The organism is Belliella marina (assembly GCF_042682445.1).
Taxonomy (GTDB): Bacteria; Bacteroidota; Bacteroidia; order Cytophagales; family Cyclobacteriaceae; genus Belliella; species Belliella marina.
Window position 1 is genome coordinate 302246 of the sequence record NZ_JBHUHR010000039.1, and the last position, 14419, is coordinate 316664.

Genomic DNA, 14419 nt, shown 5'->3' on the forward strand with positions numbered 1-14419 from the left:
ACTTGTTTTTCAAGCTCGGAAAGCGGATTTTTTTATCTTTGCCGTAAAATTAGAAGATTTTGAGCTTTGATCCATTTACAATAGACCTACCCGTACGGGAAATTATTCCGCAGGTCCAACAAGAATTGATTACCAACAATACCCTCATCGTCCATGCGCCTCCAGGAGCTGGAAAGAGTACACTTTTACCTCTTGCCCTATTGGATCAACCCTTTTTGAAGGGGAAAAAGATACTGATGCTGGAGCCAAGAAGGTTGGCGACCAAATCTATTGCCCAGAGAATGTCGGAATTGATTGGTGAGAAAGTTGGTCAAAAAATAGGCTATAGGATTAGATTCGAAAGTCAAGTCTCCGAAAATACCCGACTAGAAGTATTGACTGAGGGAATTCTAACAAGAATGCTCCATTCTGACAATGCGTTGGAGGATGTTGGCTTGGTTATTTTTGATGAATTTCATGAAAGAAATATCCATGCCGATGTGGCGATGGCACTCTGTAGGGAAGCCCAGCAATTATTACGGCCAGACCTGAGGATAATGGTCATGTCTGCCACTTTGGACATGCCACAGCTTTCCACTTTGCTCAATGCCCCTGTTATATCCAGTGAAGGAAAGATGTTTCCTGTTGACATCCATTACAGCGGAGATATTGACCCCTGGTTAATGCCAGAAATGGTTGCGAAAAATGTCATCGATGCGAGTAAAAAAGATTCGGGTGACATTCTTGTATTTTTGCCCGGCCAAGGTGAAATAAAGAAAACAGAAGCAATCCTGCGAAAACAGCTCAAAGATTTCTCTATCCATCCACTTTATGGACAACTCTCCCCAACAGCCCAATATCAAGCCATCATGCCCAATAAATCCGGCAAAAGAAAGGTGGTGCTATCTACTTCTATTGCCGAGACAAGTTTGACGATTGAGGGAATCACCATAGTGATAGATTCCGGATATGGAAGGACATCGAAATTTGACCCAAAGTCAGGATTGAGCAGGCTTGAGACAATCCGGATTGCCAAAGACTCAGCAGATCAACGGGCTGGGCGTGCCGGAAGGCTCCAACCTGGGACTTGCTACAGGTTATGGTCTAAAGCTACACATGGCAATCTTGCTGATTTTAGAACTCCGGAGATATTGGAGGCAGATTTGGCATTTTTGGTATTGGATATGTTGGAATGGGGAATCAAGGACATCAGGGAACTTACTTGGCTCACTCCTCCTCCATCCGGTACATTGGCACAGGCATTTGATATTTTGAACCAATTGAATGCCATCGAAAATGGCAAAATCACTCCACATGGCAAAAAAATCCATGCGATTCCTGCACATCCAAGGATAGCACACATGTTGGTAATTGCAGAAAATGAAGACAAAATATCCTTGGCAACCGATATCGCTGGTTTGTTGGAGGAAAGGGATCCTTTGGCTCCCGATACCGGAGTGGACATCAACCTCAGAATAGAAGCTTTGAGAAGGGCAAGAAAAGAAGGATTGTCGGTCAAAGGACTCAATAAAATCGAGAAAATAGCATCCAATTACCGAAGGCTATTCAAAGCGGATGTAGACAATTCAATGGTTGATTCATACGAAACTGGATCTTTGATCGCTTTGGCATATCCAGAAAGGATAGCCTATGCAAGACCGGGGAACAATGCACAGTTTCAGTTGGCAAATGGAAAAATAGCCATGATTGGCCATAAAGATGACTTGGCACACGATCCTTGGTTGGCTATTTCCCATATAGATGCGAGAGATGGTATGGGAAAAGTGTTTTTGGCATCTCCACTCAATCCAAAAGACCTTGCGCCGTTTGTCAAAGAAAAAAGGAAAGTTCTTTGGGATAGTAAAAAGGGAGGTTTGATTGCTAGCTTGGATCTCAGTATAGGCAGCATCGTCCTTCGCTCCACCCCTATCAAAGATCTCTCCGAGGATGATCTGATGGAAGCATTGTCCCATGCACTCCATCAGGAAGGCAACAAACTTCTGGACTTTTCGGATAAAGTAATGGAACTCCAAGCCCGGATGCAGAGCATCAGAAAATGGAGACCCACAGAAAAATGGCCAGATTGGTCTACTGAAGCAATAATATCCAACCACAAAAGTATACTGGGACCCTATTTAGCCGAAGTCCGTAAACCTGAGGATTTCAAAAAACTGGATTTGGTTTCTATTTTATACCATTCACTCAGCTTTGAGCAACAAAATCTATTCAACGATCTAGTTCCCCAAAAAATAGAAGTCCCCAGTGGAAGCCACATCAAAATCGAATATTCAGCACATGGGGAAGCCCCTGTTTTGGCTGTGAGGTTACAGGAAGTTTTTGGTTGGTTGGAAACCCCAAAAGTCAACGACAAGCAAATAAATCTTCGTCTACACCTGTTGTCTCCAGGTTTCAAACCTGTACAGGTAACTGAAGATTTGAGAAGTTTTTGGAACAACACCTATTTCGAGGTAAAAAAGGAACTCAAAAGACGTTATCCAAAACACTCCTGGCCTGAAAACCCTTTGGAGGCAAGTGCAGTGAGAGGAGTAAAGAAAAAATAGAATATGAATAATTGCTTGACAGTAGATCTTTCATTTAGGAATCCATAAAACACTGGTGTTTGTTTGAAGCCTGGCAAGAAGACGTATAAACACTGACTTCCTACAAGTCCTCTAGGTATCCCAGTAAGTTCAAAAAAGTAGCCAGGGTAAATGGAGTGACCATCATTTCCTCCAGTTTACCCAAATATGCTTTTTTTGTGTTTTCATATTCAGATTCGTTATAAAGTTTACAGAGTGTAATAGCTCTGGCAGACCTGTAGGTAAAGTTCTGGGTAGTCAATTCCTGATCGGGATTTTTATTGAATAAATTTTCAAGATTTTGAGGGATGGAATAAAAATCCAACCACTCAAAGCCTTCTTCAATAAAAAAAACTTCCATTTTCTTAAAAATCTCATTTATCTCAAAATCATCTTCAAGAAAATATCTTTTGGACATCTTCTGGTTGATCTGGTCCAAGGTCGCTATATGGGTTACACTTCTTTCTTTGAAGTCTCCCAAAGATGGCAAAAATTCATTGATTATTTTTTCAACAGCATCAAACCTGATTCCTAACTGATATTCTATGTAATTTGCATCCGGATTTTGTACATGGTGGAAAAAGATCAATTGTTTACCTTCAGCAAATAATTTGGTATAATGAAGCGTATCAGGATCTAAAACAAACCCATACTCTTCAAAAAAACCTTCGTGAAGTGATATCATCTGATTGGTTTCCATATACTTATTTTAACTTCCTTTTTTAAGATAAGTTTCTCATTCTTCAGAAAACAGATTTTTTATTTCTTGGAAGATTGTTTCTACTTCATCTTTTTTCATCAGGTAATCATCACTCTCCTTTGATACATTATTCTCAAAATGGTTCCAATGTTTTTCTGCTTTTTTGAGGACTCTTGGTGTCAGGTCAAACTCTACATAATCTAAATAGTGTTTAGCCAAATTTGAAGATTTGAAGTTCCCAAAAAGGTAAACCCTGAATAAATCCACAAACTTATTGCTCAAGTCAAAACCTTCAAGTGCTTGGACAAACTGTCCGTTTTTATTTTTATTGCCACTGTCATGAATCACTTCCAAAAGTGGATCAAGGGCTTTTTGATTGTTTTCGATTTTCCCCAATGCCCTGGCTGCCAAGTAAGCATTGTCAAGATCATCTCCTTTGATGATTTCTATCAACTGGTCAACCACCTCTTCGGTACCTATCTCAGCTAACTTGTCTGCATAATCATAAGCCTCGTTTTCGGACTTATCGCACATTTTTTCCAGGAGATATGGTATTTTATTATCCATGCTTTTATACTTTAGTGTTTCACAAATATAAGACCATTCTAAAGTCTTTATTAATATATTTTACGATGAGAACAGTTGGGTTTGATAATAGATTGATTTTCAATTTTATCCCTTTTATGAAATCCAAAGGAGCTATTTGCGAATATAATGATAAAAAGCACCAACTTGATTTTTTGCTGGCCAATTCAGTATTGGTAAAAATCCGATTGCCATTGGATATGGATTATGATAAAATCAAAGAAACTCCCATACATGCAGAATTCAGAAATTATGTCTTGGTCATGATTCGATCGGGAATTGCATCGGTAGGGATTTTTGAAAATTTTGAATGCCATCAACACAAAGTTTTCCGTGCATATATGACAAGAAAAAAGCAGGGGAAAAGCCAAATCAAACACCTGAAAACCAAAGGAAAGTCAAGGGCAGGTTCAAGGGTCAGGTTACAGGAAACATTGGAATTCTTTGAAGAGATCAATCAGCGTTTGCAGGAACATTTCGAAGAATTTAGGATTGACAAAATAGGCATCAGTTGTTCTGATACCCTTATCCCGTATTTTTATGGAGGTAAAATCAAAACACCATTTGACAAGCAGGACCCCAGGATCTTCAAGATCCCAAAGCATATCCAAAATCCAACTTTTGAGGAATTGACTGCTACCAATAAATTCTTGCTCCAATCAGAAATCAGGATTTCTGAAAGTGGAGCCCCTTACTATAGTGAATTTTTGGAAAAAACAGCACCTTCCGATGAGCCACAGGATGATCTCAATGATGACTGGTAGAGAATATGGAATAGTTATTGAGCCAAATCAAGAACTTATATTTAAAGCTCAAAAACATTAATTTGTAACAACCTCTTTAATTTTAGAATGAATCCAAAACACATCTTTTTATCACTTATTTTTATGGGTGTTTTTTTAGGTAACAATGCTTTTGGGCAGCGCTATGGAACCGCTGCTGGTTTGAGGTTAGGCTCAAATGATTTTGGCAGGACTGTTGGGATCACAGCCCAGCAAAGAATCTTGAAACACGCTACAATAGAAGGTATTATCCAGTCGGATTTCAGTAGAAATACCACGATGCATCTCTTGTTGGAAAAACACAAACCGATTATTTCCAAAAGGTTCAATTATTACTTTGGATTAGGCTACTCCCTTGGCTGGGAAGAAAGCCGCGTGAAAAACCCAGCTACAATGGAGATCATTACCACCTATGGCAACAATACCAATGGAGTGGATTTGATAGCAGGTTTAGAAATGACTGTGCTGAACACCACTATTTCACTTGACTACAAGCCTAATTTCAACATGTCAGGAAGGGAAGAGTTTTATAGGGGGCAAGTTGGGATTTCTGCGAGAACAGTCCTAGTAAAGAGTAAAGTTCAAGACAAGAAGAGAAGGAAAAAAGCACGTGAGAAGCGTCGTAAAAACCGAACGCCAATTTTTGAGGGAGTTAGGGAAAAGTTTAAAAGAAATTAAATTTTACGAAGGTATAATAATTTTAGAACTAACCCTTCTCTGTCAAGTTAATGCATGAGGCTCGCAACCTGACAGGTTTTCAGCTCTGAATGTATTTTTAATGATTTTTTGATCAATAAATCTGTCAGGTTTAGCATCTTTTTAAATTTGACAAAGTAGGACTAAATAAAATCCTTAAATTTATTTTTGAATTATTATAGTACGTAAAACATACTCCATATGAAAACCTTATTTGCTCTATTACTTTTTGGTATATTTTCTAATGCTTTTGGACAAGAAATTATAAGAAGTGAAATTGATCCTTCCGAATTGTTCCCAAAACATACAAGTTCTTTTTCAAAACCAGAAAAAGATATTTTAGAAGCGTCTTTTTTAAAAAACCAAACAACATATGAATTCGAGATAATTTATAATGGAGATGTTATTTATCGAGATGGAATAAAGAAGCAGTCAGAAGGAAATCTTTCTGATGCTTTAAATACGATGTCAAGATTAGATTACAATATCAATTTTCCCTACGAAACTTTTGATCCTGCCCATGTTTTAGAAATGATCGAATCAAGAATCTTAGAAATTAAAAAAATTGGTGAATTTAAGTATTTAACCACAAAAAAATTTAGACTAGTAGAAAAGAACATTAATGGAGATTATAATATTTATGAAATGTTAAAAGATAAGGTAGAAATAAAATTGTATAGAATTGAAATCCAGAAATAGAATGCTGTTATTGAAGTTTGTCAAGTTCATATATCCCACCTAATTCATAAATCCTATGAAAAAATTATATTACTTACCTATATTGGTTTTGCTTTGGGGTTCTGTATTTGCCCAAGAAAAATCGGTTCTACAGCAACTTGACGAAATTGCGATTATAGACCAAAAAGTCATGATGCCCATGCGTGATGGGGTACGTTTGGCCACTGATATTTATCGTCCAAAGGGTGACGATCCAGTCCCCATAATTTTTTCTAGAACCCCCTATAACTTCAATTCCTATAGGGATGGTGAACTCACTACCAGAACACTACAAAGTGCCTTGGAAGCAGTTCAGAAAGGATATGCATTTGTAGTCCAAAATGAAAGGGGAAGATTCTTTTCCGAAGGGGAATGGGATATCCTTGGCACACCACTGACAGATGGTTATGATGCATTCGATTGGATGGCAGAACAACCCTGGAGCAATGGGAAAATTGGAACGATCGGCTGTTCTTCTACTGCCGAATGGCAAATGGCCGTAGCGGCTATGGATCACCCGGCACATGCTGCATTGATACCCCAAGGCTATGGTGCCGGGGTAGGAAGAATCGGAGACTATTATGAACAAGGAAACTGGTATCGTGGCGGTGCTGGTCAGATGCTTTTCACCACTTGGCTTTATAGCACCCAACATGACCCTATGGCACCGAGATTGCCTGAAGGTATAGAACAGGAAGATCTGTTGAGATTGCAGAAATTCTATGACATGGCGCCTAGATACCCAAGGGTAGATTGGAAAGAAGGATTGAGCCATTTGCCAATCCAGGATATAATCAAAAATGTGAATGGCCCAAAAGGCATTTACGAAGAAATGATCACCCGTAAACCGAATGACCCAAAATGGTATGAAGGTGGTCTTTTTCATGATGATATGGAATTTGAAAAGCCAAGTTTCTGGTTTGTTTCCTGGTATGATGTCGCAACAAGCCCCAATTTGGCGATGTACAACCATATCAGGGATAATGCAAAAGATCCGAAAATCAGAGAAAACCAATACTTGGTGATTGCCCCTACCCTACATTGTGCCTATACCAGAGCTACAGATAATACCATCGTTGGGGAAAGATCTGTGGGAGATGCCAGATTGAATTACAATGAACTGACCTATGCATGGTTTGACTTTTGGTTGAAGGATGAAAAGAACAGTATCAAGGAAGAAATGCCGAAAGTCCAGTATTTCACCATGGGCTCCAATAAGTGGCAATCTTCAGACACCTGGCCTCCAAAAGAAGCCCAGATGACGACTTTCTATCTCGATAGCAAAGGGAAAGCAAACTCAAGATTGGGAGATGGGACGCTTTCCAAAAAGAAACCAAGCAAAGACAATCCTGACACATTCAGATACGACCCGATGAATCCCGTAAATTCTTACGGAGGCAATGTCTGCTGTACCGGAAATGCCATCCAAGGTGGTTCTTGGGATCAACAGGAAATGGAATTGAGGGAAGATATCCTAGTCTATACATCCGATGTTCTCGAAGAAGGTGTCGAGATCAGCGGGTTTATAGAATCCAAACTATACCTTTCCACCGATGTCAAAGACACGGATTTGACGATCAAGCTGATCGATGTATATCCTGATGGAAGTGCTTACAACTTGGATGAAACCATACAGAGAGTCCGATACAGGGAAGGATATGAAAAGGAAGTATTTATGGAGAAAGGCAAAGTTTACGAAGTAAATATGACACCAATGTCCACGTCCAACTATTTTGACAAAGGACACAGGATCAGGATAGAAGTATCTTCTTCCAACTTCCCGAGGTTTGACAGGAATATGAATACCGGTGGCAATACCTACGATGAAACAGAGGGAATCATAGCCACGAATAATATCCACCATTCCAGCAAATATCCCAGCAGTATCACCTTACCGATCATGAAGAAGAAATGAAAAGGGATTTGACCCTACCATCTTCGTTGCAAAATCATATCAACGGGCGTAGCCCTGAATTCTTTGGTTAAAAAATCCTATAAGAATTTAGAAAACAGGGCTACGCCCCTTAAACCCCATAAATCGAACATCTTTCTCTACGAAGAACTAAGGGCTCTGCCCCTTATATCAAATCAAAGACAAATACCAATAGAGGAATCAGAACGGAAGTTTTTTTCACAGACCTGAACAACTTCAAAAAGAAATAATACCATCATTCCCAAGAAGGGGCGTTAGCCCTGTCTTCTTCGTAGCAAATTCCTACCCTCCAGCCCACGAGGGGCGTAGCCCTGAATTCTTTGGTTAAAAAATCCTATAAGAATTTAGAAACAGGACTACGCCCCTTAACCCCCATAAATCGAACTTCTTTTTCTACGAAGAATTAAGGGCTCTAACCCTCCTAAAAAAAATCACTGAGTTTGAAAATCATCAATGAACACCTCTAAATCATAAAGCTACACACAGAGGCATTGGCCTTGCCAACTTCGTAGAGAAATGGGATTCCCCCGATAAAAACTACTTATAATTTTTGAAAAACTCTTTCTCGTGGATTTCTGAATATTTCACGATCTCTCTATACCATTTTGACCTTAAAATTTCTTTTTCTGATTCATGAATATAAAAATCTGGGATATCCAGTTCCGATGCTTTTCGCTGAAGATCAAACAGAAAAATGGAAGCAGCTACGGAAATATTGAAGCTCTCGGTAAAACCATCCATTGGGATATGTACCAAGCCATCAGCCTGTGAAATCATCTCTTCACTCACACCCTCGTGTTCATTCCCAAATACCAAGGCGATTTTTTCATCTACCTTCAGGTCATGTATCGAGATGCTTTCTGCCCTGGGACTGGTTGCGTAGATTTTAAAGCCATTGCGCTTCAGGTCTGAGACACAACAAGTCACTGCATTTCCTCCATAATTACTATATCTATGGATATCTACCCACTGGGCTGCCCCTCTGGTCACATACGGATTGACTTTGTACTCTTGGCTCTTCTCGATGATATATACATCCTGGATACCAAAGCAATCAGCCGTCCTAAGAACGGCTGAAGCATTATGTGGCTTATAGATATCTTCCAAGACAACTGTGAAATATCGGGTTCTTTTGGAAAGAATTTCTTCCATCAAAGCCAATTTATGTGGTGTGATATAACCACTCAGATAGGTTAGAAATTCTTTTTCAATTGCATCCATATTCGATTTCAGTTCAAGGACTGATGGCTAAAACAATCCCAATTGATCCTCATCCTCTTTATTGATCTTCAGATCAATGGTGGAACCGACTTCCAATGATTCATCAGTATCATCCGAATCGGCATCTTCACCTGTGTTTTCCTGGTTGTCGACCTGAGGTTCAGCTTCTTTTTTTGGTTGGATCAATTCCATTTCCAGGATTTGGTGTGAGGAGAATTTATTCCCTACCGACTTCCATCCTTTCACATCGATCAACATGTCCAAATCATATTCATTCTCTTCCTGCTCTTTGCCTTTCTGGATTTTCGCTTTTACTTGAGGCTGCTTTTCAGTGGAAACGATCTTCAGATAGGATTGCTTATGATCAGAAATAAAGCTGAATTTCTTATTGATGGTGGATGTTTCTACCAAGAACCTCTTGACAAAGTAAGTCTTGGAAATTCCATCATAATAAATTGCGGAAACCACTTTTTGGGAATCGAATTTTTCGATCAGAAGTACATTTTGCGCTTCATAGCGATTAGTCAGTTCAAAGGTTGTCAATTCATATTCCCCATTTTTATAGAATACGATGATTTTATCCTCACCCAAGAAATTGCCGATCAAAACTCCCCTTTGGTCCGTATTCAACCTACCTACAGATCTATCGAAATAGATGTTGAGACCGCCTAAGGTGGATACCCCTTCCATTTTGAGTTGGATCTTCCTGATTGGATACCTTGTCATGATATTTCCACCTGCACCTCTTCCCTTGATCTCAATTGAACTAAAGTCAAAATCAAATACTTTGACCCTGGCTTTTGCACCTTGGGTAAGGTAGACCGTCACAATCTCGGCTTCCCCATTTGGATTGGCTGTGAAATATAGGACCTTTGATCCTTTTGTCCCTTTGGTAAGTTCATATTCTCTATCCCTGGTGACTGCCAATACTTGGAATCTTTTGACCATTGCCCTACCGGTAGTACCATCCAAATAGATCAGATTATAGGTCATTCTCTCATCCCCTTTTCGGAACACAGCCACATGGAGGATGTCTTTTCCTACAAATCCTTTTTCCTGAATCCTACTGACGATGCATTTGCCATCTTTTCTGAATACGATGATATCATCCAAATCAGAACAATCACAGACAAATTCGTCCTTCTTCAAACCATACCCCACAAATCCATCCACTCTATTCACATACAGTTTGGCATTGTTGGCAGCGACTACATTTGCTTCGATCTGGTCAAAAGTCCTGATTTCAGTCTTTCTCTCTCTTCCTTTCCCATATTTTACCAACAAGTTTTCATAGTATTTGATGGCATAAGCTGTAAGGTGCTTCAGGTTGTAGTTTACCTCCTTCAGCTCCTCTTCCAATTTACGCATCAATTCATCAGCCTTGAATGCATCGAATTTGGAGATTCTCTTGATTTTGATCTCAGTCAGCCTAATGATATCCTCGGTCGTGATTTCTCTGTAAAAATCAGGCTTAAATGGCTCCAATCCTTTATCGATTGTTGCGATCACAGCATCCCAAGTTTCACATTCCTCAATATCCCTATATATTCTGTTCTCGATAAAGATTTTCTCCAATGAAGAGAAAAGCAATTTCTCCATCAACTCAGCTTTCCTGATCTCCAACTCCCTTTTGAGGAGTTCTTTGGTCTGCTTGGTATTGTATTGGAGAATGTCATTGACAGAAAGAAATACAGGCTTGTCTTGGATAATCACACAGGCATTTGGCGAGATGCTGACTTCACAATCAGTGAATGCATACAAAGCATCAATGGTCATATCCGGAGACTGACCAGGTGCCAATTGGATTTGTATCTCTACATCTTTGGCAGTATTATCTACGACTTTCTTGATTTTGATCTTCCCTTTATCATTGGCTTTGATAATGGATTCGATCAATGAATTTGTTGTAGTACCAAATGGTATATCTTTGATTAAAAGCGTTTTATTCTCACCTTCTTCAATCCTTGCTCGAACCTTTACACGACCACCTCTTTGTCCTTCATTGTATTCTGAAAAATCAGCCAAACCACCTGTTGGGAAATCCGGTAAGAGATATGGGCGCTCTCCTTGTAGTATCTGAATCGACCCATTGATCAATTCAATAAAGTTATGGGGTAAGATTTTGGTGGAAAGTCCCACAGCAATACCTTCCACTCCCTGTGCCAGCAAAAGCGGGAATTTTACAGGCAGTGTCACTGGTTCTTTTTTCCTGCCATCGTAGGACAATTGCCATTCTGTCGTCTGCGGATTGAAGACTACTTCCAAAGCAAATTTGGATAGCCTGGCTTCTATGTATCGGGAAGCAGCTGCACCATCACCAGTCCTGATATCGCCCCAGTTTCCTTGGGTCTCTATCAATAATTCCTTTTGGCCCAAATTGACGATGGCATCCCCTATGGATTGGTCACCATGGGGGTGATATTGCATTGATTGACCAATGATGTTGGCAACCTTATTGAATCGGCCATCATCCATCTCTTTCATGGAATGGAGAATCCTGCGCTGTACAGGCTTCAGTCCATCTTCAATTGCAGGTACCGCTCTTTCTAAGATTACATAGGAAGCATAATCCAAAAACCAATCTTTGTACATTCCTGTCACTGGGATCGATTCATGTAGACTGCCTTCTTTGTCCTCCGGTTTATCGTTGATTTGATCACTCATTACTTAATATTTTGAATTACTTGTCTACTGCTTTACCTTATGCCGCCTCTTCCTCGTTTTCCTTTTGGTCTTTTTCAGGATCATTGTGGACAATATCCTTTTCAATCTTCAAATTGTCAATGATAAATGTCTGTCTATCTGGAGTATTTTTGCCCATGTAGAAACCCAATAGGTCTGCTATTTTGGTTTCCTTGTTCAGGATGATCGGCTCCAATCGGATATCCTCCCCTATAAATGTCCCGAATTCACCCGGTGAAATCTCTCCCAAACCTTTGAATCTTGTGATTTCAGCTGTCTTTCCAAGTTTGTGGATTGCCCTCTGGCGCTCTTCATCGGTATAGCAGTAGATCGTTTCCTTCTTATTCCTCACCCTGAATAGCGGTGTATCCAAGATGTACAAATGCCCATTTTTCACCAGATCAGGGAAAAATTGAAGAAAGTAGGTCATGATCAGCAAGCGAATATGCATGCCATCCACATCGGCATCAGTTGCGATGACAATCTTTCTATATCTTAGATTCTCTATTCCATCTTCTATGTTGAGGGCATGCTGAAGGAGGTTGAATTCTTCATTTTCATAAACCACTTTTTTGGTCATTCCAAAGCAATTCAAAGGCTTCCCTCGCAATGAAAACACTGCCTGTGTCTGTACATCCCTTGACTTTGTGATTGATCCAGAAGCTGAATCCCCTTCTGTGAGAAAAAGCATGGTGTTGTTTTTCTTTTCTTCATCACCCTTTGCATCATCATAATGCACCCTACAATCCCTCAGTTTTTTGTTGTGCAGGTTTGCTTTCTTTGCCCTTTCATTTGCAAGCTTCTTGATACCCGAGATTTCTTTTCGCTCTCTCTCAGATTGTAAGATCCGCTTGAGCAAAGCATCTGCAACCGCCGGATTCTTATGTAGATAATTATCCAGTTCCGTTTTCAGGAAATCATTGACAAATGTCCTCAATGTAGGGCCATCTCCACCAATAGTCTGGGAACCCAATTTTGTCTTGGTCTGGGATTCAAACACAGGCTCCTGTACTCTCACCGCAATGGCTGCTACGACACTTTGTCGGATATCGGAAGCATCATAATCTTTTTTGTAAAATTCCCTCACGGTCTTTACAATGGCTTCCCTAAAAGCAGCCAAGTGAGTCCCTCCTTGTGTCGTAAACTGTCCATTGACAAAAGAATAATATTCTTCCCCATACTGGTTGCTATGCGTGATGGCTACCTCAATATCATTCCCTTTTAAGTGGATGATCGGATATCGGGCGCTTTCTTCGTCTACTTTTCTGCTCAATAAATCAAAAAGACCTTTTTCGGAGAAATATTTTTTTCCATTGAAATTTATATTCAAACCTGCATTCAAGAATGCATAATTCCAAATCTGGTTTTCCAAATACTCCGGAATAAAATGGTAGTTTTTGAAAACCCCTGCATCAGGGGTGAAGATGATTTTGGTTCCATTCCTATCTGATGATTTCTCAATCTTCCTGTCTTCTTTAAGAATCCCTTTTTCAAACTCCGCAATTTTCGTCTCTCCATCCCTGTAGGATTGTACTTTGAAATAATCAGAGAGTGCATTGACGGCTTTTGTACCGACTCCATTCAATCCCACGGATTTTTGGAAGGCACCTGAATCGTATTTCCCACCGGTATTGATCTTGGAAACACAGTCGATGACTTTTCCCAAAGGAATTCCCCTTCCATAATCCCGCACTTCCACTTTATGCTCAGAGATCTTGATGTCTATGGTCCGGCCATATCCCATCATGTGTTCATCGATACTGTTGTCGAGAACCTCCTTGACCAATACATAGATCCCATCATCATGTGCACTACCATCACCAAGCTTTCCGATATACATCCCCGGTCTCAGCCTGATGTGCTCTCTCCAATCAAGCGATTTTATACTGTCTTCGGTATATTGAACGTTTTCTGCCATTTGATATAGTTATACTAAGATTATTGGATATTATAATAATGAGTTGGATTGTACGGATTTGAACTTCTGAACCAAAATCCAGAACAGTCCTCCTATCCAGATCACCAACAAGACTGGTATCAGATAGAAAAAGAAGCTGAATTGATTTGAACTTATTTCATTTTGGTTGTTGATGCTATGAACAAACAATGCCATGATCATCAGTGAAATATTGATGATGCCCCCAAAGCTGTAAATCCAAGCTATCATGACATCAGTCAAATATTCCCCCTTGGGAAAAATCCTTTTGAGGCTAACTGTACTTCCGTTTTCGATCATTTTCCCTGGAACAATCATGATCACATTCAAAATTATAAACAAGATAATTCCAGAATAAAAGAATGTTTCTTTTGGGACACTTTTCAGAAATCCACCATTTTCATCCAATTGATACGCTACTATTTCCGATAATGAGGCATAGATATATAAGAATGAGAAGGTAAATATCAGAACTGATATAAAATGAAATACTTTTCCAAAACGGTAATACATAATGATGATAGTTTTAAGGCGCTAATATAAAGATTTATGCTTAGCAAAATCGAATCGTTTTTTTCCTTTATTGAGATTTTATAAGTAGTTTTCATG

Annotated in this window: 11 protein-coding genes; 5 read left to right on the forward strand and 6 right to left on the reverse strand. The window is 39.5% G+C overall.

Going from position 1 to position 14419, the window contains the following annotated elements:
- The first annotated feature begins 59 nt into the window (after positions 1–59).
- The gene (gene hrpB, locus ACFSKL_RS15175) at positions 60–2540 is read left to right on the forward strand and encodes an ATP-dependent helicase HrpB (protein ID WP_376887166.1); all 2481 of its coding nucleotides are present in this window, start codon (positions 60–62) and stop codon (positions 2538–2540) included.
- A gap of 100 nt (positions 2541–2640) precedes the next feature.
- On the opposite strand, the gene ACFSKL_RS15180 is transcribed toward hrpB, so the two are convergent.
- Both ACFSKL_RS15180 and ACFSKL_RS15185 read right to left on the reverse strand, forming a co-directional pair.
- Positions 2641–3258 carry a hypothetical protein gene (locus tag ACFSKL_RS15180; protein ID WP_376887167.1) on the reverse strand — a complete coding sequence of 206 codons (618 nt, stop codon included), beginning with the start codon at positions 3256–3258 and terminating at the stop codon, positions 2641–2643.
- A 36-nt stretch (positions 3259–3294) separates the two neighbouring features.
- Positions 3295–3825: a HEAT repeat domain-containing protein gene (locus tag ACFSKL_RS15185; RefSeq protein ID WP_376887168.1), complete on the reverse strand. Its 531-nt coding sequence runs from the start codon at positions 3823–3825 to the stop codon at positions 3295–3297.
- Positions 3826–3890: 65 nt separating this feature from the next.
- Between ACFSKL_RS15185 and ACFSKL_RS15190 the strand changes: the two genes are divergently transcribed.
- The 4 genes from ACFSKL_RS15190 to ACFSKL_RS15205 all read left to right on the forward strand — a co-directional run bounded on the left by ACFSKL_RS15190 (position 3891) and on the right by ACFSKL_RS15205 (position 7953).
- Positions 3891–4607, forward strand: coding sequence for a hypothetical protein (locus ACFSKL_RS15190; protein ID WP_376887169.1), 717 nt, complete (start codon positions 3891–3893; stop codon positions 4605–4607).
- Positions 4608–4730: 123 nt separating this feature from the next.
- The gene (locus tag ACFSKL_RS15195; protein WP_376887170.1) at positions 4731–5303 is read left to right on the forward strand and encodes a hypothetical protein; all 573 of its coding nucleotides are present in this window, start codon (positions 4731–4733) and stop codon (positions 5301–5303) included.
- Positions 5304–5522: 219 nt separating this feature from the next.
- Positions 5523–6020 (forward strand): hypothetical protein, encoded by a 498-nt coding sequence (locus ACFSKL_RS15200; protein WP_376887172.1) that lies wholly within the window; start codon positions 5523–5525, stop codon positions 6018–6020.
- 55 nt (positions 6021–6075) lie between these two features.
- Positions 6076–7953, forward strand: a complete 1878-nt coding sequence (locus tag ACFSKL_RS15205) for a CocE/NonD family hydrolase (protein WP_376887174.1) — start codon at positions 6076–6078, stop codon at positions 7951–7953.
- Positions 7954–8508: 555 nt separating this feature from the next.
- On the opposite strand, the gene ACFSKL_RS15210 is transcribed toward ACFSKL_RS15205, so the two are convergent.
- From ACFSKL_RS15210 to ACFSKL_RS15225, 4 genes are read right to left on the reverse strand one after another with little or no spacing between them, the layout of a single operon-like run.
- Positions 8509–9192 (reverse strand): TrmH family RNA methyltransferase, encoded by a 684-nt coding sequence (locus ACFSKL_RS15210; protein WP_376887175.1) that lies wholly within the window; start codon positions 9190–9192, stop codon positions 8509–8511.
- A gap of 27 nt (positions 9193–9219) precedes the next feature.
- Positions 9220–11856 (reverse strand): DNA gyrase/topoisomerase IV subunit A, encoded by a 2637-nt coding sequence (locus ACFSKL_RS15215; RefSeq protein ID WP_376887177.1) that lies wholly within the window; start codon positions 11854–11856, stop codon positions 9220–9222.
- A gap of 37 nt (positions 11857–11893) precedes the next feature.
- Entirely contained in the window at positions 11894–13792 is a 1899-nt protein-coding gene (locus ACFSKL_RS15220) for a DNA topoisomerase IV subunit B (protein WP_376887178.1), read from the reverse strand.
- Positions 13793–13822: 30 nt separating this feature from the next.
- Positions 13823–14323, reverse strand: coding sequence for a DNA topoisomerase IV (locus tag ACFSKL_RS15225; RefSeq protein WP_376887179.1), 501 nt, complete (start codon positions 14321–14323; stop codon positions 13823–13825).
- Positions 14324–14419: the final 96 nt, after the last annotated feature.

Bases quoted from the DNA above. Each gene is read 5' to 3' on its own strand.
- ACFSKL_RS15185 (WP_376887168.1), bottom strand. From the start codon at position 3,825: ATGGATAATAAAATACCATATCTCCTGGAAAAAATGTGCGATAAGTCC.
- ACFSKL_RS15225 (WP_376887179.1), bottom strand. From the start codon at position 14,323: ATGTATTACCGTTTTGGAAAAGTATTTCATTTTATATCAGTTCTGATA.
- ACFSKL_RS15205 (WP_376887174.1), top strand. From the start codon at position 6,076: ATGAAAAAATTATATTACTTACCTATATTGGTTTTGCTTTGGGGTTCT.
- ACFSKL_RS15190 (WP_376887169.1), top strand. From the start codon at position 3,891: ATGAGAACAGTTGGGTTTGATAATAGATTGATTTTCAATTTTATCCCT.
- ACFSKL_RS15200 (WP_376887172.1), top strand. From the start codon at position 5,523: ATGAAAACCTTATTTGCTCTATTACTTTTTGGTATATTTTCTAATGCT.
- ACFSKL_RS15220 (WP_376887178.1), bottom strand. From the start codon at position 13,792: ATGGCAGAAAACGTTCAATATACCGAAGACAGTATAAAATCGCTTGAT.
- ACFSKL_RS15210 (WP_376887175.1), bottom strand. From the start codon at position 9,192: ATGGATGCAATTGAAAAAGAATTTCTAACCTATCTGAGTGGTTATATC.
- ACFSKL_RS15195 (WP_376887170.1), top strand. From the start codon at position 4,731: ATGGGTGTTTTTTTAGGTAACAATGCTTTTGGGCAGCGCTATGGAACC.
- ACFSKL_RS15215 (WP_376887177.1), bottom strand. From the start codon at position 11,856: ATGAGTGATCAAATCAACGATAAACCGGAGGACAAAGAAGGCAGTCTA.
- ACFSKL_RS15180 (WP_376887167.1), bottom strand. From the start codon at position 3,258: ATGGAAACCAATCAGATGATATCACTTCACGAAGGTTTTTTTGAAGAG.